Origin of the sequence: Streptomyces avidinii (assembly GCF_045161815.1) — a bacterium.
Taxonomy (GTDB): domain Bacteria; phylum Actinomycetota; class Actinomycetes; order Streptomycetales; family Streptomycetaceae; genus Streptomyces; species Streptomyces avidinii.
In genome coordinates this window covers 576,335-596,638 of sequence record NZ_CP108863.1, presented here as the reverse complement: position 1 = coordinate 596,638, position 20,304 = coordinate 576,335, and the positions used below count along the sequence as shown (strand labels likewise).

The 20,304-nt window shown below is 69.3% G+C and carries 19 protein-coding genes; 13 read left to right on the top strand and 6 right to left on the bottom strand.

Annotated elements, in window-relative coordinates; genetic code table 11:
- The first annotated feature begins 1 nt into the window (after nt 1).
- Nucleotides 2-1,741, top strand: coding sequence for an ABC transporter ATP-binding protein (locus OG373_RS02800; RefSeq protein ID WP_405435561.1), 1,740 nt, complete (start codon nt 2-4; stop codon nt 1,739-1,741).
- A gap of 290 nt (nt 1,742-2,031) precedes the next feature.
- Nucleotides 2,032-2,274, top strand: a complete 243-nt coding sequence (locus tag OG373_RS02795; RefSeq protein ID WP_405435559.1) for a hypothetical protein — start codon at nt 2,032-2,034, stop codon at nt 2,272-2,274.
- Between the two features lie 313 nt (nt 2,275-2,587).
- On the opposite strand, the gene OG373_RS02790 is transcribed toward OG373_RS02795, so the two are convergent.
- Together OG373_RS02790 and OG373_RS02785 are read right to left on the bottom strand one after the other, a co-directional pair.
- The gene (locus OG373_RS02790; RefSeq protein ID WP_405435557.1) at nt 2,588-2,881 is read right to left on the bottom strand and encodes a hypothetical protein; all 294 of its coding nucleotides are present in this window, start codon (nt 2,879-2,881) and stop codon (nt 2,588-2,590) included.
- Between the two features lie 57 nt (nt 2,882-2,938).
- Entirely contained in the window at nt 2,939-3,070 is a 132-nt protein-coding gene (locus OG373_RS02785) for a hypothetical protein (RefSeq protein ID WP_405435555.1), read from the bottom strand.
- Between the two features lie 63 nt (nt 3,071-3,133).
- On the opposite strand from OG373_RS02785, the gene OG373_RS02780 reads away from it, so the two are divergent.
- Entirely contained in the window at nt 3,134-4,117 is a 984-nt protein-coding gene (locus OG373_RS02780; RefSeq protein ID WP_405435553.1) for a BtrH N-terminal domain-containing protein, read from the top strand.
- Nucleotides 4,118-4,359: 242 nt separating this feature from the next.
- Entirely contained in the window at nt 4,360-5,073 is a 714-nt protein-coding gene (locus OG373_RS02775) for an alpha/beta fold hydrolase (RefSeq protein ID WP_405435552.1), read from the top strand.
- Between the two features lie 247 nt (nt 5,074-5,320).
- On the opposite strand, the gene OG373_RS02770 is transcribed toward OG373_RS02775, so the two are convergent.
- Nucleotides 5,321-5,629, bottom strand: coding sequence for a hypothetical protein (locus OG373_RS02770; protein WP_405435550.1), 309 nt, complete (start codon nt 5,627-5,629; stop codon nt 5,321-5,323).
- A gap of 325 nt (nt 5,630-5,954) precedes the next feature.
- Between OG373_RS02770 and OG373_RS02765 the strand changes: the two genes are divergently transcribed.
- The 8 genes from OG373_RS02765 to OG373_RS02730 all read left to right on the top strand — a co-directional run bounded on the left by OG373_RS02765 (nt 5,955) and on the right by OG373_RS02730 (nt 15,025).
- Nucleotides 5,955-6,563, top strand: a complete 609-nt coding sequence (locus OG373_RS02765; protein ID WP_405435548.1) for a hypothetical protein — start codon at nt 5,955-5,957, stop codon at nt 6,561-6,563.
- A 445-nt stretch (nt 6,564-7,008) separates the two neighbouring features.
- Complete coding sequence (locus OG373_RS02760) at nt 7,009-9,510, top strand: WD40 repeat domain-containing protein (protein WP_405435546.1); 2,502 nt, start codon at nt 7,009-7,011, stop codon at nt 9,508-9,510.
- 1,158 nt (nt 9,511-10,668) lie between these two features.
- A complete protein-coding gene (locus OG373_RS02755) occupies nt 10,669-11,211 on the top strand; it encodes a hypothetical protein (RefSeq protein ID WP_405435544.1) in 543 nt (180 codons plus the stop codon).
- Between the two features lie 341 nt (nt 11,212-11,552).
- Nucleotides 11,553-12,293, top strand: coding sequence for a hypothetical protein (locus OG373_RS02750; RefSeq protein WP_405435542.1), 741 nt, complete (start codon nt 11,553-11,555; stop codon nt 12,291-12,293).
- A 110-nt stretch (nt 12,294-12,403) separates the two neighbouring features.
- Entirely contained in the window at nt 12,404-12,856 is a 453-nt protein-coding gene (locus tag OG373_RS02745) for a HEAT repeat domain-containing protein (RefSeq protein WP_405435541.1), read from the top strand.
- A 563-nt stretch (nt 12,857-13,419) separates the two neighbouring features.
- Nucleotides 13,420-14,037, top strand: coding sequence for a hypothetical protein (locus OG373_RS02740; protein WP_405435539.1), 618 nt, complete (start codon nt 13,420-13,422; stop codon nt 14,035-14,037).
- A gap of 474 nt (nt 14,038-14,511) precedes the next feature.
- Complete coding sequence (locus OG373_RS02735) at nt 14,512-14,826, top strand: hypothetical protein (protein ID WP_405435537.1); 315 nt, start codon at nt 14,512-14,514, stop codon at nt 14,824-14,826.
- A 64-nt stretch (nt 14,827-14,890) separates the two neighbouring features.
- Entirely contained in the window at nt 14,891-15,025 is a 135-nt protein-coding gene (locus OG373_RS02730) for a hypothetical protein (RefSeq protein ID WP_405435535.1), read from the top strand.
- Nucleotides 15,026-15,747: 722 nt separating this feature from the next.
- On the opposite strand, the gene OG373_RS02725 is transcribed toward OG373_RS02730, so the two are convergent.
- Together OG373_RS02725 and OG373_RS02720 are read right to left on the bottom strand one after the other, a co-directional pair.
- Nucleotides 15,748-16,866, bottom strand: coding sequence for a fatty acid desaturase family protein (locus OG373_RS02725; RefSeq protein ID WP_405435534.1), 1,119 nt, complete (start codon nt 16,864-16,866; stop codon nt 15,748-15,750).
- Nucleotides 16,867-16,873: 7 nt separating this feature from the next.
- Nucleotides 16,874-17,935: a ferredoxin reductase gene (locus tag OG373_RS02720; protein ID WP_405435532.1), complete on the bottom strand. Its 1,062-nt coding sequence runs from the start codon at nt 17,933-17,935 to the stop codon at nt 16,874-16,876.
- Between the two features lie 87 nt (nt 17,936-18,022).
- Here OG373_RS02720 and OG373_RS02715 point away from each other — a divergent pair, with 87 nt between their 5' ends.
- Complete coding sequence (locus OG373_RS02715) at nt 18,023-19,162, top strand: PucR family transcriptional regulator (protein ID WP_405435530.1); 1,140 nt, start codon at nt 18,023-18,025, stop codon at nt 19,160-19,162.
- A 245-nt stretch (nt 19,163-19,407) separates the two neighbouring features.
- On the opposite strand, the gene OG373_RS02710 is transcribed toward OG373_RS02715, so the two are convergent.
- Nucleotides 19,408-20,172, bottom strand: a complete 765-nt coding sequence (locus OG373_RS02710; protein ID WP_405435528.1) for a hypothetical protein — start codon at nt 20,170-20,172, stop codon at nt 19,408-19,410.
- Between the last annotated feature and the right edge of the window lie 132 nt (nt 20,173-20,304).

The following is a 20,304-nucleotide window of genomic DNA, read 5'->3' as shown; positions in this document are numbered from 1 at the left end:
CGTGACCACTGCTTCGCTCGCCCTCATCGGGCACCTCCGACCGCAACGCGGCCGCATGACGGTGGGTGTCCTGCTGGGTCTGCTCGGCAGCGTGATGGGCCTGGCCCAGCCCATGGCAGCCAAACAGGTGATGGACGACATGGGGCGAGGAGGCCCGGCATACGGCCCCGTGATCGCCCTCAGCGTGCTCGTGGCGGCGGGAGGGATCCTCGCCGGCCTCGGGCACTACGTGCTGGACCGGTCCGCGGAGACCATCGTCTGCACCGCCCGGCGCCGACTGACCGACCGTCTGCTGGCGCTGCGCGTACCGGTGGTGGAGCGCACCGAACCAGGTGACCTGATCTCCCGCGTCACCTCCGACACGGCGCTGCTGCGGCAAAGCGCTCCTCGGGCGGTGTCGGCCGCGGTCACCGGCACCCTGATCACCCTCGCGACGGTGATCACGATGGGCCTGCTCGACGCCGTCCTGCTCGGCGTCACGCTCGGCGTGATGGCGTTCGTCGGCATCGTCGTCGCTGTCGTGGCCCCACGGATTGGCCGGGCGACCCGGCATACGCAGGAGGCGGTCGGCCACATGGGCGCCGCGCTGGAACGAGCCCTGGGCGCCTTCCGCACGATCAAGGCGTCGGGGGCCGAACAGCAGGAGGCACAAGCCCTGTACCGGGCGGCCGAGCACGCCCGGCGAACCGGTGTCCGCGCTGCCGCCTGGGACGCGGTGTCCGCGACCCTGTCGGCGGTCGTCGTGCAGGTCTGCTTCCTGGTCGTGCTGGGAGTGGGGGGCGCGCGCGTCACCTCCGGCGCCATCAGCGTCTCCACCCTGGTCGCCTTTCTCCTCTACCTCTTCGCGCTCGCTCCCCGGATCGGCCAGCTGGTGGAAGGCGTCGGCCAGTTCCAGATCGGTTCGGCCGCCGCCGCCCGGATCCTGGAGGTCGAAAGCCTGGAGGTCGAGGACGCCCGCCGCGGAACAGAAGGCGGTGCGAGCCGGCCGAAGGCGGATCCGCTGCCCGCCCGCGTGGCCTTCCGCGATGTCCGCTTCGCCTACCGCCCCGGACTGCCCCAGGTCCACCACCGTGTCTCCTTCACCGTTCCCGGCGGAGGCCTGACCGCGTTCGTCGGGCCGTCCGGCACGGGCAAGACCACGGTCTTCTCCCTGATCGAACGCTTCTACGACCCGGACGCCGGCCAGGTACTGCTGGACGGGACGGACGTGCGGCAGTGGCCCCTGGCCGAACTCCGCGCAGCCATCGGATATGTAGAACAGGACACGCCCGTCCTCGCCGGTAGCCTGCGCGAGAACCTGACGCTGGGCGACGTCACTGCCACGGAGGAAGAGCTCCGTCACGCCCTGCGCCTCGTCCGCCTCGACGCGGTGACGGACCGCCTGCCCCGTGGCCTCGACACCGACGTCGGCCACCGTGGCAGCAGACTCTCGGGCGGCGAGCGCCAGCGCGTCGCGATTGCAAGGGCCCTGCTGCGCCGCCCGAGACTGCTGTTGCTGGACGAAGCCACCTCACAGCTCGACGCGGCCAACGAGGCGGCGCTGCGCGACACCATCACCGACATCGCCGGTCGCATCACCGTCCTCGTCGTCGCCCACCGCCTGTCCACGGTCACCAGAGCCGACCGCATCATCGTGATGGAGGCCGGCCACGTACGGGCGGTGGGCACCCACTCCGAACTCCTCGAAGCAGACACCCTCTACCACGAACTGGCCACCACCCAGCTGTTGAACGGCCGGTGAGCGACACCGGCCCGGAACAGTGGGTCCAACGGCTGTTCGACGCTCGCGACCAGGACGCCACTCCAACGCACGGGACGCGACCACCCTCGGTGACCTGGGCGAGGCGATGGAGTACTTCTACGAATCGGCGGGGCACCGTCCCTGCGGCAGCTCCAGGAACTGGCCGGCGGCACCCACCTGCTGCCCGTCAGCTCGGCCGCGCGGATCGTCAACCGGCAGGCGCTGCCGGCCAGCCGCCAGGCCGCCAGCTGTGCTTCGCCTTCCTGGTCGCCTGCGGCCCCCCTGACGGCATGGCCAATCGCTGGGTACGGGCCTTCGACCGGATCACGCGGTTCAACGCCCCGCTGAGCGACGTGGAGGCGGCACTGGCCATCATGAAGTGGCAGGTCCGGCAGCAGGCCGACCGGCGGTTCGAACCGCGCGTGCGCCTGTCCAGGGCCCGTCTTCGGCGGCCGGAAGCCGTACTGGAATCCGCCCGGGGCCAGGAACAGGTCGTGAGGCAGATCCTCCCGCGGCATTCGCGAGCGGCCTGACCGCAGCCGCGGAACCCCTTACTCCCGCCCGGCCTTGTTTCCCACGGCCGGCTTCGGAGTCCAGGGTGTGCTGGCTGACCACCTCGGACGGTGGTCAGCCAGCACTGCGGTCAGGACTGTGCCCACTCGACGCCGACGTCTGAGCGTGGCGGTGGTGAGGCCAGGTGCCCAGAACGCTCTGGGGGCAGCAGTACCGGCGGGCCGCCCACACAGGCCACACCGGCCCCCGCACGCCACCGGCTTCGCGAGGTCGAGCGCGGTGGCGTGCCGGACCGTGGTGCGGTGTTGCGCAGCTACCTGGAGCAGGTGTCGTTCAGTGCCGTGGCCTGCTCAGCGCAGCGCTGGGGGTGCGTGCTGGGCTGCATTCGACGATCTCTCGTGCAGCCTTCAGTTTGCTGGGGTGGTCGCCGATCAGCCTGGTGGTAATGAGTACTGCGATCATGATGGGGACGCCTTGGTCTTTCAGATGCTGCTGGACGGCGTCCATGTCGGTGCCTGCCGCGAGCAGGGCTCTGCATTCATCGATGCGATCGGCGGCCTGCGGCGCCAGCTCGGGGGACAGCCCACCGATTGAGGCGAGCAGCTCTTCTGCGGTGGGACTGGGCATGGTGAGGATCTTCCCAGAGGACCATCCACGGGTTCCACGCGGTTTCAGCTGCCTGACCTACTGTGCCCAGTCGATGTCGAGTTCGGCGAGGGCTGCGAGCTGTCCCGCACCGGCGGACGGCAGAGGCTTGCGAGCCCCTCCATATGGCAGCCCGCCCTTGAGGCCCAGCTCGGCCGGGTGCTGACGCATCTCGTCCGCTGTTCCACCCACTTGAGTGCGAGTGGTCGGCGGGTGAGGAGGAGAATGTGCGGCATGGCCGTGGTGAAAGACATCGATGTTCGCGGTATGCAGCACTGTGAGACGACGGCACTGGGCATGCTGCTGCGGCATGAGGGACTCGACTTGTCCGAACCCATGCTGTTCGGGCTCGGCTCCGGGTTGTCCTTCATCTACTGGGACAGCAAAAGCATGGGCTTCCCCTTTCTAGGTGGCCGGGTCAAGCCGTTCGAGCTCACCAGGAACCTGACTGCCATGCTCGGACTTGAGCTTCTGGTCGGGGAGACCACCTCCCTGCGCAAGGCGTGGCAGAACGTGGCGGCACCCATCGACGCCGGTCGGCCGGTCGGCCTTCAGCTCGACAGCTACCACCTGGACTACTTCAGCACCAAGGTGCATTTCGGCGGGCACGTCGTGGCCATGTACGGCTATGACGAACAGGACGCCTACCTACAGGACACCGACCCGCAGGGCGGAGCCGTCTCGACCAGTCTCGCCAGCCTGGCCAGGGCCAGGGCCGAGCGCGGCCCTATGACCGCCAAGAACCGCTCCTTCACCATCACGGCGCCCCGCGTCCTGACGCCACCCCAAGACCGGATCATCCCCGCGATCACGACCTGCGCCGACGCCTTCCTGCACCCGCCCATCGCGAACCTGGGCCACCGGGGCATCGCGAAGGCAGCCGAGCAAGTGCCGAAATGGCTGCAGCGCAGCGACAACCCGCTCAAGGACCTGCCGCAGGCCGCAGTCCTCATGGAGAGGGCCGGCACCGGCGGCGCCCTCTTCCGCAACCTCTACCGGGACTTCCTCGCCGAGTGCGCCCAGCTGATCTACAGCAACCACCTGCGCACTGGCCACGGCCTGTTCACCGAGGCCGCCGCCCTCTGGACAGAAGTGGCCGCACTCATCGCAGCAGCAGGCACATCCGGTGACGCCAACCATCTCGTGCGGGCCGGCTCCGTACTCAGTGACCTCGCGCGTATCGAGCACGATGCGATGCAGGCACTCACCATGCTCTAGGGAGTCGACGGCTGAAGAGGCGACCGATCCGAGCCGGGGCCCAGAGCAGGGTGCTGGAACTTTGCTACTGGACGGCGTTATATGGCCAAGTCGTCCCTGCGCTCGCGGGGACGCTCCACAGGCCGAAGCCATTGGCCGCGGCCTGGAGCGGTCGACCCCTTGCCTGCGGGGATGGTCCGGGTAGGGCGTGTATCGAAAGTATTTCCTAGGAGATCGTCAGGTTGCCTGGCTACGGTGCGGGCATGGTGAATTTCGTGCTGGTTGCAGGTGCACGGCTCGGGGCGTGGGCGTGGGGCGAGGTGGTGCCGTATCTGCGCGCGGCTGGCCACGGCGTCTATCCGTTGACGCTGTCCGGTCTCTCTGACAAGCAGGGTGTACCGGCGGGGCAAGCGACTCACGTCCAGGACATCGTTGCCGAGGTAGAACGCCAGGGTCTGCGTGACGTAGTCCTGGTGGGTCACAGCTACTCGGGCATCCCGGTAGGTCAGGCCGCGGAGCGGATCGGTGACCGACTGGCCCGCGTAATATTCGTCGCCTCAAGCGTTCCAGCTGACGGCGAGTCGTTTGTCTCCGCCTGGCCGGCCGGCGGGGCGGCAGCGGAGGCATCGATCGCCGAGAGCGGAGGGTTTTGGCCGCTCGCGCCAGCTGCTCATTACGACGGCGAGGGTCTCACCGATGAGCAGATCGCACGCCTCGTGCGTGGCTCGACGCCTCACCCAGGTGCCACGCTGACCGAGCCCGCTGTGCTGTCGGGGCCGCTCGGTGAACTTCCGGCGACATACATCTTGTGCGTGATGCCAGGGGCCGAGCCTGACGACGCCGAGCCCGACGAAGATGTGGCTGAGCTGCTGAACAGCAAGCGCTGGCGGCTGGTCAAGATGGACACTGGCCATTGGCCGATGTTCTCCCAGCCGCGCGAGCTGGCGCAGATTCTCCTCAATGCTGCCGTGGAGTGACAGCACCTCCATGCCTGCGGGCTGGTTTTGGACGCGCTTGATGTGTGCTGGTCACAGCCATTCGCCGATGGCCGCTATGAGGACGGTCGCCTCAACCGCCTCGAAAGGCACGGGCGATCGCCACCCGATTCGACAAACTCGCCGCCCGCTTCGAAAGCACCGTCCTTGTCGCCGCGATCGGAGAATGGCTGTGACGGACGGAGATGCCGATGCTGCCTGCTCGCGTCGGCCATACCCTCGCCGACGATCACAGCCAGCCGGCCCAGCCGAATGTCAAGAGGTAAGCGCGCTTGACTGCGGCCCACCCGCGGCGACCGCCACCGACAACCGCGATAAGGGCGACGGTGAACCAGAACGCAACCGCCCCGCCAACGATCAGAGCCCATACGGTGCCGCCAATGGCAGCGAACAAGACCACGATGAATACCGTTATGACAATCCCGGCATGGGCACCGCCAATGCTCACACGGAACATCTCGCGCATGACGCGGCGGTCCTCTGCGAGAACCTTCTCGTAAGCGTTCAGCTCTCGCCCTCGACCGTCCTGCTTCCCCATACCCCGCTCCACGAGTCCCCCTCAACCTGGCCAAGCCGAGTCCGGCAATCCCATGGACGCTCCAGCCCGCCAACCGGCAGCACAGCTCCTGCTCACCGCCGGCAACGACTGGGAGCGGCGTGCTCTGTACACCCAGCGGCTTGCGGACCTCACTGCCAGGAAGGGGGACACGTGGCTGCGGTCGTGGCAGACGGCTCGACCTGGTGACCCCGACGCGGCGCTGGTCCACGCACGGGCCCGGGTCATGTACGCCTGGAGGCTGCGCGGTGCACGGCTGGCGCGATACACCTCCCGAAAGCGGTTCGAATACTTCCACCAAGTGCTGATGAGCTCTCGCGAGGACATAGCCCGGGCCGCCGAGCTCAACCCGCAGGATCCCACCCCGCTCATCGCCGAGATCGGGACGGCGCTCGGCCTCGGCTACCCGAACCGCGAGATGCGCGCCCTGTGGGAGGAGATAATAACAGTGCGCGCACCTCATCACTACGAGGCGCACTACGTCGCTTTGCAGTACTGGTGCGCCAAGTGGCACGGCTCGAAGAAGCTGGCGCGCGAATTCGCCGAGACGGCCGCGTCGCAGGCCCCTCGGGGCAGCCTGATGGCTGCCCTGCCCCTTGTCGCGTGGTACGAGAACAATGACGAGGAGATGCCCCCCGGCGCGTACCGAAGCCCGAAGGTGCGGGCTCTGGTCGATGCCGCACTGGCGGATGCCGCGGCCGCGGGCGAACACGCGCGACTGCCCGAAGTACGCCACCTGCTCGCCCACTTCCTGGTCAAACAAGGCCGCTACCGGGCAGCAGTGGAACAGTTCCGTTCGGTGGACGGCCATCTGGACGCCCTGCCCTGGCACTACTGGCCCTGGAAGGGGCTCTGCTACCGGGCGACGCGCACCAAGGCCGCCCGGGGCGCGTTGATGGAGACGCTGCGCCGATAAGGGACGCCGAAAAGGCGCGCACAGGGGGGCGGGAGCTCGGACCGAGAGGCGTCGGCCACCTTCGGCTCGGGCAGACCCGGGCCATCAGGCGTCGGATGGGGGCCGGTGCCGCCGGTCGCCGCGTCACCCGGACCGGGGGCCGACGCTTGTGAGAGCTACCTCCATCACACCCATCACCGCGTGGGTGAGACCCAGGCGCTGCTGGCCTTCATGGCCCGACATCGGGCAGCGGGCGCACGCTTTGGAACGGGCCCCGGCAGCCGGACGGTACAGCCCGAAGACAGCCCAGCAGGGCGCCAGTCAGTGGCAGAGCCACGACCACAGGAACCCGCGTACGAGTATCGATGTCAGTGGCTGTCTGTAGCATCCGTGGCCAGGTTGGTGACCCGTCCACCTGCAGTGGGGAGGGACGGGGTCGTGAACGGGCTGCGAGGAGCGTGTGGCGATGGCGAACGGTAACAGGGCCGTCGGGCCGACGCTGGATTCCGACGACGAAGCTGCGCTGTTGCGGCCGTTGGCGTTCGCCGAAGGCGCGGGTCTGCCCCTTGCCCTGTGGGTGGTCCTGGCACGTGCCCTGTCGGGTCACCCGTGGACGGCTCAGGACGTGAGCATGTTCCGGGACCGGGCGGGCGAACTCCTGGTCGAGACGCAGACACCCGAGGGTGTGGCCTACCGGTTGCGTGCCCGGGGAGCTCGGTCGGGCGAGCGGCAGACGCAACGAGCGGTCACGAGCGCGTTGCTGGCCGAGGTGCCCCTTGACGGGGACAGCGGGCACCGCGACTGGCTGGCTGCCGCACCGTACATCGTCGACCATCTCGCCGCCCACGCCGCCGCGGCCGGTGCCCTGAACGAGATACTCGAGGACGCCGAGTACCTGGTGCACGCGGCCCCGCGGGGGCTGCTCCGCGCGCTCAACATCCCGGGCTCGTCCCAGGGGATGGTGCGGCGGAGTATTTACCGGGCATCCGTCCACGTCCATGCCACCGCAAGCCTGCCGGAAAGGCGGGACATCCTCGCCGTCGACGCCGCGCGCCACGGTGAGACCGGCCTCGCCCGGGAGCTGTCTCGCGGCCGCCCGTGGCGGCCGCGCTGGGCGACCGGCACGATGGTTCATCCGGCACTGCGCTTCACCAAGACGGGACTGGGCGTGGACGCCGCCGCGTGCACCGTCATCGACGGGCGTCCCCACGCGGTGACCGGCTGCTACGACGCGAACGTCCGCGTGTGGGACATGGTCGACGGAACCGAACGCCTTGTCATCACCGAGGACGACGGGGTCTACGCACTGGACTGCGTCGAGATCGACGGGCGTCCCCATGTCGTCACAGGAACCTGCTCCGGCAGCCTACGGGTGTGGGATCTGGATACCGGGGCCGAGCGGTTCGCCCTCGGAGGTCACAAGGGCTGGATACACGCGGTGGGCTGCACGGTGATCGACGGCCGGCCGCACGCCGTCACCGCGGGAGAGGACTGCCTGGTCCGGCTGTGGGACCTGGTCGACGGGTCGGAACGTGCGCGGATGCCCGGCCACACCGAGGAAGTACGAGCGGTGGCGTTCGCCGAGGTCGCCGGCCGCCCCGTGGCCGTGACCGGGGGCTATGACAACACGGTGAGGCTGTGGGACCTGGAGGACGGCGTCGAGCGGGCCGTGCTCACCGGTCACACGTCGGCCGTCTACTCGGTGGCCTGCACGGTGATCGACGGCATCCCCCACGCCATCACCGGGAGCGGCGGGGAGCACGCGGCACGGGTCTGGTGCCTGACCGACGGCTCGCAGCGCGCTGTGCTGGACGGGCACACCTCGTGGATAGCTGCCGTGAGCTGCTTCGACCTCGGAGGACGCCCCCACGTGTTGACCGCCGGCGGTGACTGCACGGTGCACGTGTGGGATCTGACCGAGGACACGGAGCGCGCCGTCCTGACCGGACACCACGGCTATGTGGACGCGCTGGCCACCACGGAGATCGACGGGCGCCCGTACGCTGTGAGCGGCGGCCATTCCGCGCCCCCGCGCGTATGGGACCTGGGTGACGCCGCCCTGCCCGCGGGACACAAGGGACACACCGGGACCGTGCAGGCCGTGGACGCCGTGGAGATCGACGGCCGTCCGCACGTCGTCACCGGAGGCGACACCACAATACGGGTCTGGGACCTGGCCGATGGGACGGAACGAGGCACCCTGCCCCACGGGCACCGTGTGGAGGCGCTGGCGTGCACAACGGTCCACGACAGCCCCTACGCTGCCGTCGGAGGCTGCTGCGGCGTCACCCGGGTCTGGGACCTCGCCGCAGGGTCCGGGCTTCGGGACCTTCCCGGACCCGACCGCCGGGTGGAGACCGTGGCGTGGGCGGATGTCAACGGCCGTCCCTACGTGGTCACCTCCGACCAGGACCGCACCATACGCGTGTGGGATCTGGACGAGGACGTGGAGCACCCGCTCCACAGCGACCGCACCCGGTCGGCGGTGCGGGCCATGGAGCCCGTCACCGTCGACGGCCGCCCCCACCTCCTCACGGGCAGCGATGACGCCGCACTGCGGCTGTGGAGGCTCACGGAGAAGGGCCGACGTGTCACCGCCACCGTCCACACAGGGCACCACTGGATACGGGCACTCGCCGGCACCGTCCTGGAGGGCCGTCCCCACGCGCTGACCGTGGGCGGGAACGACACCGCAGTACAAGTGTGGGATCTGACGGACGGCACCCTGCGGTCCACCCTGGCGGGACACCCGTCAGGAGTTCTCGCCGTGGCCTGCACCACGCGGGACGACCGTATCGACGCCATCACCTTGGACGGCAGCGGTACGGTCCACGTCTGGGATCTCGCGCCGGCCCGCCGCCGGGAGAAGGTCGCGCTGCCGACGCGGGCCCAGTGCATGACCGCCGTCGGCCAAAGCCTCGTCATCGGCATGGGCGACGACGTGGTCGTACTTGACCGCAATCGCTGAGGCAGGTGCACGGCCGGATCGGTCCGATGCACGCCACCGGCACCGACGGCAGCACGGTCGGACGTTCCAAGGCTTCGAGTCAGAGTTCCAGAAGCCGACAGCGCGCGAGGAGCTGTGGTCTACCGCCGGAATCCTCGCCGGGGGTCCCTGACGCTGCGGTTGTTGAACGGGTCGAACCAGGCGGCCTCCCGGAGGTTGCCCACGCCCATGAACTGGTTCGCGGGGTGAACGGACAGCGGCGCACCCTGGACAAGGCCGCTTTCCGGTTCGCGCTCACTGACCCCGGCCGGCTATCAAGATCTGAGCACCGACCAGATCGCTGGTGGAAGACGGGGCCGTTGCCGGCGTTGTGCTGGGTCACGTACTGGATCACTTTCATCTTGAGGGCGGCGCAGTGCCACCCAGAGCGGATGAGGGTGATCTGCTCGGGCCGCTCGCCCTCGGGCGGGATGGGCACGGCCAGCCCGTAGAAGACGAGATCGCGTGCGGCCGCGAAGAGCTCCGGACCTGGTCCCGGGACAGACGGGCCCACCAGTCCGACCCACCGCCAGTTAGAACGGCCTCTGACCAGCATCGATGGTCAGGGGGCTTCGGCTTGTCCGCTCCCTGACCGTGTTCCTTGAAATCCCAGAGGCGGGGCGATCGCCCGGATCGGCATCCGCTCGGCCCGATGCAGCTGGTGGACTCTGCCCAGGCCTCCACAAGGAACAGGTTTCCCTCCCGACCTTGATCACCAAGGCCATTGTTGAATGAAGATCACCAAGTGGGTCACTTTTGATGTGTTGTCAGAGGGGTCCGTGTTCAGCCGTCGCCGACATGTACAACGTGTCCGCTGGCCAGAGCTGACTGTGGCGGCTAAACCACGGATGTTGGGCAGCTCCGCCAGATAGGGGAACTGCACCAAACCAGCTCGCCCGCTCTTCTGCACCGCGGGTCGGATAGATCGGGCTGGTAGGGGCGTCGGGCGTGGCTCAGTGAGCAATCCCTGTGGAATGCATGTTCTGGGCGTGCGTTCGGCATATGCCCGCCCCTTGAATGCGCCGAAACATCACGCACCGTCCTCCGCCTCCCTTCCCGGTCTTTCGGCAGAGCGCCAGGGTGGTCGGACCCGACGTTGACTACCGGGCTCACAAAGCCCGCCCACACAGGAGGTTTGTGATGGCGCTGACACAGTGGACGAAGGCAATGGAGTGGCTGGCAGCCGCCGCCGACGATCCGCAAGCCTACGAGCGCGACTGCCGCCGCAGCGGCGCCGGTATCCATCTATTAGCTGCCGGACGTCTATGGGACGTGCTGATCGTTCCCGCGTGCCTGGGCCTGCGCGCGGCGGACGTGCTCGACGGCCTTCCTCGCGTCGGTCCCGGCCCTGTACTGCTGGACGGCCGGCGGCGTGAGGTCGGTTTCTTCCTGCCTCCCGAGCCTGGGGCCAACTGGGTCGGTGACGGCACCCGCCACATCACCCAGGGAGGATGGATTGCCGCCCCTGCCCCTCACTGCCGCTGGGGAGACCTGCGATGGCTTGTACCGCCCGACGGAAGCGGCGCCCTGACAACACCCCGGGCCATGGAGCTCGCCCTGCACCGGGCCACCCGAGAGCTCGACCGCTGCCATGGCACCCTCATCCACACTGGCCGGTCCCCCCACCGACGTGCCGACGGCACTTCCACGGCGATCGGCAGCACAGGCCGTCGGGACCGGTGACGAGCACAGTCAGGACTGGCAGCCAGTTCTTCCCCCGCCGGTCGTGGCGCCGGATGGGATTCCCGCACAGAGGCATTGGTTGCGGGGCCGCTGAATGGTGACGAGATCGGTGGAGCGGTCTTGGGCCAGCGTTCCCCCGGCATGGCCCACCACTCACTCCAGCTCTCTAAGATGCGCACCCGGGTGCGGCGGGGTGTACTGGCCGGCGGCCGTGAGCCCGGCCCGGTGTACCTCGATGTCGGGAGCGGTCCGTACGTGCCGTCGACCATGCACTGGTCGGCGTACGACGGCCGGGCCCGCCGCCCCCGAGCCGAGGCCCTCCGGGCGGTGTGCGCGCCCGGATGGCGCAGCGTCGCCCAGTACCCGCTGGCACCCGGGGCGTCGTACGGGCGGGCGTCAAGCACCTCACCGTCCGCGGGATCACTCGGTTTGAGTGCACCCGCCTCGTCGTCGGCTTCCCGGATCTGACCCGCCTGTCGCTGTCCGGGAACCTGGGCACGCTCACCTCGGCGGCAGCCCTGAACCAGTTGCCACAGCTGCAAGCGCTCACCATCACAGAGCTGTTTGGGATGGACGCGTCCGACTGTCTACTGCCCCGCCACGTCCCCGAGCTGGAGGAGGTGTCGCTATACGGCATCCCGGCCGACTACGCGGCCGCGATGCGCAAAGCCTGGCGTCTCCAGGTGCGGCACGGAGTGGAGCTCGACGTCCGCGGTGCCCGTAAGCCGGAATGGGTCGCTGCCAACAGAGCCAATCCGCTCCGCGACTGGGACGGCCGCGAGCACATACCCCGCACCGCTTACCGCAAGGCCGTTGCCCAGTACAAGGCCACCCGGGATGCCTTCCGTACCGAGATCACCGGAGGCGACCACCATGGCAACATCGCGGAGATCGGGCGCGCATTCGGAGCCGCCTTCAACGCGCTGGACAGCCGCTCACCCTTCATCGAGACCGTGGAACGTGAGGAGCTGTTCAACGCCCTGGCCTTCCTGGCGGACGAAGCGCAGACAGCCGCCGGCCGCGACCTGACAGCCGCACGCACGGCACTGATCGAATGCGTGAACTCCATCCGCGACTGGTAACCGCCGCCCGTCCACGAGCAACGCTCATGACCTGTGGCGCGTCGCTTTGGTCCGGGCGGCGCCGGCTTCGAACGTGGCCGGCACGTCGAACGGCATGACACGGTGGCCGCATGAACCTGCCCCCGACCCTCCTCGCCGACCTGAATGCCCCCAACGCCCGGGATCGCGACGCTGCCGCCGAGCAGCTCAGCGACATCTTGCGTTGGCCCAACCTGACGCAGCACGAGGCGGAAACCGCCGTCGCACACTTGCTCACCCTCACGATCGAGGACCCAGACGACGCCGTCCGCGAGAGCGCCCTCAACGCCATCGGCAACGCCTTCGAACGCAGAGACCTGCCGCTCCACCTGGTCGCCGGGCTGGCACCGTGCCTCCACACGATGACTGCACCCCTCCTAGAGCACGCCCTCGACATTCTCGGATCCACCCGTGACCCCGACGCCCACCCGATAATCGAGCCCTACCTACAACACCCCGTGGACTACGTCCGCGAAGCCGCCGTCATGGCGCTCGCAGAACTGCCCGACCAGAACACTCCCGCGGTGACGGACCACAACTCTTGACAGTTCCTCACCATCCACTGGCGCTGGCTGGCTGCGACTGATGCCGTTCAAATCAGCTCGCCTTGACTAGTGCAGAGAAGTCAGCTGCCGATATGGGGTCGGTGGGAATCCGCATCCACGCGCCATACATGCCTGGCCGGGGGAGGCTTTCGGGTACCAGGCCCGGAGCGCCGGTAAGGAGGCCATCCCCGAATGGTTCTCACCCCGCCGTGGAGCAACAGCTGAACCGTGCGCAGGCCAGGACCGGTAGCGTGAGTCGGCGGAACGGCTGACAACGACGGGCGGGATGACGCTGCCGCAGGCGGCGGTCGTCCGCGTGGTGCTCGTCCTGACCGTCGTGATGCGGCTGTACGGGCAGATGCCGATGACGGAGATCTTCCAACGGCGCCGCCACGATCAGCGTGCTGATCACGGTCACCGTCTCTCCGGGCGGCCGCGGCAAGGTGGCGGCCGTCCGCGGCTTCGTCCAGCCCGGCCGGTAGAAGGGGGCTCGGGATGGGACGTCCGCGCCCCGAGTCGACGATCATGAACTTCGATCGATGTACGACGGAGGGAATGGGGCCATGGGGAACCTGGAGATGAGCACCGGCGACATGCGGGACGTGATCCGGCTGCTGACGGCGGTGGAGCGGACGCCCGAACAGGACCGCATCCTCGGCACTGCGCGGGAGCAGTGTGCGCGGATCGACGCCCGCTTCGAAGACCACGGCATGACGCTGGGCGTGCCGGTCGCCCAGGCACTGGAGGAACTGCTGGCCGGCAGTCCCAGCGCGGACATGGAGCCCGGCTACAGGTACGCCTTCCAGGCGCTGGTGGCGGTGAACTTCTCCGACACGTACGACCTCGGCTACTGGCGGCGGCCCTCCTGGTTCCATACGGTCGACGAGGAGATGACCCACCACGGGGTCCCGGCCGACCTGGCGCCCGCCGCGCTCCTGTTCGCAGGCCCGCCGATCCGCCTCCCGCACCCGGGCGACGCCCTTCCGTGCATGGGCACCTTCCCGGCCTCCCGGGCCGCTGAACTGGTCCGGGCGTACGAGGAGGTCCTGGACCGGCTCGACCCCGAGGTGCGCGAGACGGCGGGGGTGCTGCTGGAACCCATGCGGGTCGAGGCCGACGAGTGGGAGAGAACGAAGAAGGCGGGACGGACCGAGGACACCATCTTCTTCTGGCTCCACTGAGCGACAGGATCCATGCCTCGCCTCCTGAAACGGGCGCGGGTCGGTGGTCGGATCGTCGATCGACCGCCGGCCCGGAGCATGGCCGCACACGCCCTTCAGGGCGCCTGACGGGGAGTGTGGCAGCCGGGGCCGTACGCGCGCGAGAGGCCCCGATAAGCGGTCGGCCCTTCTGCGAATGGGTGCGATGGGGCACTGGATGGGCGTCAGCCGCCAGAGCGGGGTGGCCTCCCGGCCCACACGGCGCTGAGGTAGTGAGCATGGCTGTCACGGAGTGGCCCAGCTGCTGCCGTCAGGTGCCAATCGGGAAGAGGGCTGGCTGCCATGGGCCTCCCGGTTCACATGCACCGCTCTCCCGCCACGCGGTCACACGGCCCTCCGCGGTCGGGCAGAGTGCCACCACGACGGACGACGAGAAGACCGCCCTGCACACGACGGCGGCCGGCCCGGCGACGGCGCTGCGCCCGGGACGGGGCCGTGAGGAAGGACGCGCAGCTGGTGGGGGACGTCGATGACGCCCTGGACCGCGCGGACCGCGAAGGGTTCACGCGCGAGCCGCCCAAGACCCTGAAGTGGCGGATCAACTTCCTGATGCGCCGGCTCAAGACAACAGCCACGAAGCCTTCAGCCGGTATCTCGCGTTCGGGACCGCGCAGTCCTGACCTTGCCCGCTTCTCGGGCCCGTTCCTGGCCCACCCCGCCTACCGAACCGCCACCGCCGACGGCGACACCCTCACGGTCCAGCCGGCCACCGGCCGCCGCTACACCCTGGCCCTCAGCCCCGCCGCCTGACCCGGTCGGCACGCCACGGGCCGGGACCGGCATCGCTACTGCCCCTGTCAGGGCCCCGGCCCTCGTGCCGTTACTCACCCCGGCCGCCGAGATGCTCGGCACCACCCAGGGCTTCCTGCACGCCATCGGAGAGGCCCGCCTGACCACCGGCTACGCCGGGGTGCTCGGCCGGCAGGCCGACTCTCCTGTGGAGAGGTGACGTGGAGGCGGCCGGATCGTTTCAGCTGGCGTGAATGATGCATTCCGATTTCTCGTTCCGGGCTTCCGCCGTCCGGTCCGCACCAGCATGCCGGGCTGGGCCCAAGCGTCCGCGGTGGCAGTCGTGGCGCGTCCGCGGGAGGGGCGCCGGGCGAGGGGCGGTCGTTCTGCTGGTGTCGCTCCTGCCGCCAACCTCTCTACGTCACCAGTTCCCTCGCGCCGGCCGGCTGGGACTGGGAGATCGACCATCAGCAGCCCGGCGACTGCGCCAACGGGCACCTCATGCCCCTGACCGGCACCGTCACCGTCCCTGAAGACCTGCCCAACGCACCCCGTGTGCTGCTCGTCCTCGGATCCTGACCCCGAACCGCCGGCGTCCAAGGCAGGCATACCCGTCACCCCGTTGCGGGTCTCCTGGTGACGGTCGGGATACGGGCCGCCACGGCGCCCGGCGTGGGGTCGTTGGGCGGCTTATGGACCACAGGAACGTTCCAGCGCAGAGAAGTTTCGCCGACGTGCGGGCGGGCGGCGGGTGGGCGTCGGATTCTCCGATCTACGACGCCCTCAAGCGGCAGTGGCGCCAGGAAGGCCGGGAGGTTCCCGGCGGCGAAGGAATCGCGCCAAAAGGAAGGCACCGGTCGGCAGGCGCAGACCTGTTCCACCGCGGCTGACCGTACCGGCGGTGCCGCCGGTACGGCCGAAGATCCGAACCAATACCGGGAATCAGGCCGCGACGAGCTCCTGCTCGCGGTCCGGCGTTTTGACCTTGGGCTTCTTGTTCGGCAGCGAGAGCCGGAAGACCTTGTGCCACGCGGAGAACACCTGCTTGGGCAGCGGGCCGGTGACGTACTCCAGCTCGTACTTCTCGAACAGCGCGCGCACCTTCACCGCGACCTCGGCGTACCGGTTGCTCGGCAGGTCCGGGAACAGGTGGTGCTCGATCTGGTGCGACAGGTTGCCGGTCATGAAGTGCATGGCCCTGCTGCCGCTGATGTTCGCCGAGCCCATCATCTGGCGCAGGTACCACTGGCCGCGCGTTTCGTCCTTGATCGACCGGCGCTCGAAGACCTGTACGCCCTCGGGGAAGTGCCCGCACATGATCACCGAGTGGGACCAGATGTTGCGGACCAGGTTCGCGGTGAACGTGGCGGCGAGCGTGGTGAGGAACGACGGACCCGACAGCAGCGGGTGGATCACGTAGTCCTTGAGCACCTGCTTGCGGATCTTGCGGCCCACGGCCCTGGCCCGCGCGCGGAACTCCGGGTTCTTGCGGCGGCGCTTGTGCAGGTTCTTGGCGAGCTCCAGGTCGTACGCTGCGATGCCGTACTCGAAGAAGCAGGCGTTGATGAAGTTCCACAGCGGCTGGCCGAGGTGGAACGGGTGCCACCTCTGGTCCTCGTCGACGCGCATGATGCCGTAGCCGAGGTCGTTGTCCTTGCCGATCACGTTGGTGTACGTGTGGTGCAGCTCGTTGTGCGAGTGCTTCCACTGCTCGGACGGCGAGACGTGATCCCACTCCCAGGTGGTGGAGTGAATCTTCGGGTCTCGCATCCAGTCCCACTGGCCGTGCAGGACGTTGTGGCCGATCTCCATGTTGTCCATGATCTTCGCCACGGACAGACCGGCGGTGCCGAGCAGCCACGCGGGCGGGAAGAACGAGAACAGCAGCACGCCCCTGCTGACCAGCTCGAGCTTGCGCTGCGCCGAGATGACCTTACGGATGTAGGCGGCGTCTTCCTCGCCGCGGCCGGCGATCACCTCGTCGCGGATCGCGTCCAGCTCGCGGCCGAGCTCCTCGATCTGTTCCGCGGTCAGGTGGGCGGTGGGGTCGATGGCGGTCAAGGTGCTCCTACCGTTCGATGTCGCAGGGGCCCGCCGCGGCGGACACGCAGGTCTGGATGAGGACGCCCGGCTCGGCCTCGGTGATCTCGCCGGTGCGCAGGTCTCGGACGGCGCCCGACTTGAGCGGCGTGACGCAGCCGAAGCAGATGCCCATGCGGCACCCGGAGGGCATGAGCACGCCGGCCTCCTCGCCGATGTCCAGCAACGGCGTGGCGCCGTCCGCGTCGACGGTCTTGCCGGTGGCGCTGAACGTGACCTCGCCGCCGTCGCCGTCGCTGGCGACGACGATGCCGGGGCGGAAGCGTTCGGTGTGCAGGCGTTCTTGTACGCCGTGTTCGGTCCAGTGCTCTTCGGCGGCGTCGAGCAGGCCCGCGGGCCCGCAGGCCCAGGTCTCGCGTTCGGCCCAGTCGGGCACGAGTTCGTCGAGACGGGCGATGTCGAGCGTGCCGTCCGTGTCGGTGTGCACCTCGGTGAGCCGCAGCTTGTCGTCCGCCACCAGGTCGTGCAGTTCGCTGCGGAAGATCACGTCCTGCGGCTGTGGCGCGCAGTGGACCATGACGACGTCGTCGAACTCGATGTCGCGCAGCATGCCCATCACGGGCGTGATGCCGCTGCCTGCCGTCAGGTACAGCACCTTGGCGGGCTTGGCCTGCGGCAGCACGAAGTCACCGGTCGGCTGGTCGAGCTGGATCAGCGTGCCCGGCTTCGCCCTGCGGACCAGGTGGTTGCTGACCTTGCCGTCCGGGATCGCCTTCACGGTGACCGTGACGCAGCCGTCCTGGCGGTTTGTCGGCGAGGTGATGGAGTAGGCACGCCACAGGCGCACCCCGTCGACGTCGACCCCGATCCGCACGTACTGACCTGCTGTGTGGCCACGCCAGCCCCGTCCCGGCCTGATCACGATGGTCGCGGCGTCCCCCGTCTCGGGGTGCACGGCCTCGATGCGCCCACGCAGGTCAGCGCCCGCACGCAGCGGGCTGACCAGGTCGAGGTAGTCCGACGGCAGCAGCGGCGTCGTGACCATCTCCAGCAGTTTCCACGCCCTACTGCGGAGGGCTGCACTCGTCATGACTCCAGCTTGATGCGCCTCAGGACGTAAAGTCCTGTCCGCAGGACGTAAATCTGGTCGGCCGAATTGTTCGCAAGGAACAAAAACATGAGCCATGCAATCCGGAGGGCCACCGAGCTGGCCCTGGATGAGACGACGGTCACAGCACTTCGGGCCGCGCTGAAGACCACCGCCGACGAGGTCGTCCAGGCGATCATCGACGAGGTCCCGTCCTACGCCAACGCCCTTTCGGGCCGCATGGGCGCAACCATCCGCCGAGCCGTCCGCACCGCCCTGGGGCACTACCTGGACCTCGCGAGCGGAAACGCCACGGGCGGCGACGGCGACGACGCAGCCTACGAGCTGGGCCGCGGCGAGGTGCGCGACGGCCGTTCGATGGACGCCCTGCTCAGCGCCTACCGCGTCGGCGCCCGTGTGGCCTGGCGATGCCTGGCAGCGGGTGCCGTACCCGCAGGTCTGCCCGCCGCCGAGGTCGCCAAGTTCGCCGAGCTGACCTTCGCCTACATCGACGAGCTCTCCGCCGCGAGCGCCGCGGGCCACGCCGACGAACTGGCCGCCCGGGGCAGGGCCCACGAGCGCCACCTGGAACACCTGGCCCGCGATCTCCTCGCCGGCGCGAGCACGGACGTGCTGCTTGCCTCTGTTCAACGGGCCGGGTGGCAGCCTCCGGTTTCGCTGACCGCGGTCCTGCTGCCCGCCGCCCAGGCCCGGCCTGCCTACCGCGCGCTCGACCCGAGCACCCTCGTCCTCGACGATCTGCCGGATGCCACCGGTGCGCTGCTCGTCCCCAATGCCGACCGATCACATCTCTTGCGGCTCCTGACCGACCGCACCGCCGTGGTCGGCCCGGCCCGGCCATGGACTCGTGCGTCCGCCTCGTACGCACGAGCCGTACGCGCGCGCTCCCTCTCCTCCGATATTCGCGACACCGAGGACCACCTGCCCGAGTTGGTGCTGAGCGCCGACGCGGATGCGTTCGCAGACCTGCGCGCCCGAGCGCTCGCACCGTTGCGGACCTTGCCTGTCGCGACGGCACGGCGGCTGGAGGAGACGTTGCGGGCGTGGCTGCTGCACCAGGGCAGGCGGGACGAGGTGGCGGCGGCGTTGTTCGTCCATCCCCAGACGGTCCGGTACCGGATGTCGCAGCTGCGGGAGCTGTTTCCGGATCTCGCATCGCCACACCGGGTCCTTGAACTGACGCTGGCGGTCGGTCTTCGGGCCAGCTGACGCGTACTTCGACCGTCCACGACCGCGTCCGCGAGCAGTCCAGGAATCGTGCCCCGTTCCCGGCGGCACAGCAGGCCCGGGCGAACGGCGCCGCGTACCGCGCGAGCAAGCGGGCGGTGCGGGGCCTGGTGGAGGCGGACGGGCCCCGGTCGCGGTGGACGGCCGGAGCACCGCGGGGCGCGCGATGGTCCGGCCGGGCGGCGCCTGGGACCCGGCCAACCGTCGGGGCGGGGCCGTACGCGGTTTCAGAGTCCTTGAGCGGCCCGGAGACGGTCGATCTGGCGCAGGACGGGCGTCTCGGAGACGTGCGGGTACGGTTCCGTTCCCGTCGCCGAGAGGTCGGTGACGCACACGCCGACCCGGGTCACGATGCGGTCGATGACCTCGGCGGGGCCGGTGGAGCCCGCATCGGTCATGGTCATCCGGATGCGCAGGGTGTCCTCCGGGAAGCCCCCCGTGTCGAGGTCCTCGTACCGGATCGTCACCGTGCGGCCGTCCTCCTGCACCGATGGACAGCCCGCGAGTGCCGTGCGCAGCCGGCCGAAGACCGTCACGGCGTCGGTCCCCGCATAGGACGACAGGAAGTTGACCGTCGGGCTCCCCGGCTCCTCGGTGTCGAAGGTCTGGGAGACGGCGGCGTGGGCGCCCCGCTGGCGGAGCAGGCCCCACATGGCGGTACAGGGGGCCGTCAGTTCGGCAGGCAACAGCGGCCTCACCTCGACCTCGTCCAGGCTGCGGGTGCTGCCCCCGTCCTCCCGGACCCCGGCGGTCTCGCCCGGCTTCAGCGCCAGTTCCACCAGTCGCGCGGTGTCCGGTACCTCGCCAGCCGCCCTCGGCGTCGGCAACGGAGCGGTGGGCGTCGGCTTCGAGGGGGCGGGCGCGGCGGAGGTGCGCGTGCCGTCCGTCGGGCGGTCGGCGCCGCCGGGTGCGGGGGTGCCTCCGCAGGCGGAGAGCAGCAGGCAGCCAGCGGTGACCAGTGCGGCGGAGAAGACGAGACGGTACTCGGACACGCGAAAACCCCCCAGAGCGCGAGCGGACCTGAACGGTCCTCCCCGCGCTCTGACCAGCGCCTTGTCTCCCCTCTCCGGGGAGGGGAGACAGGAAGGGGCCGTCACTTCGTCCAGGTCTTCCACACGTCATCC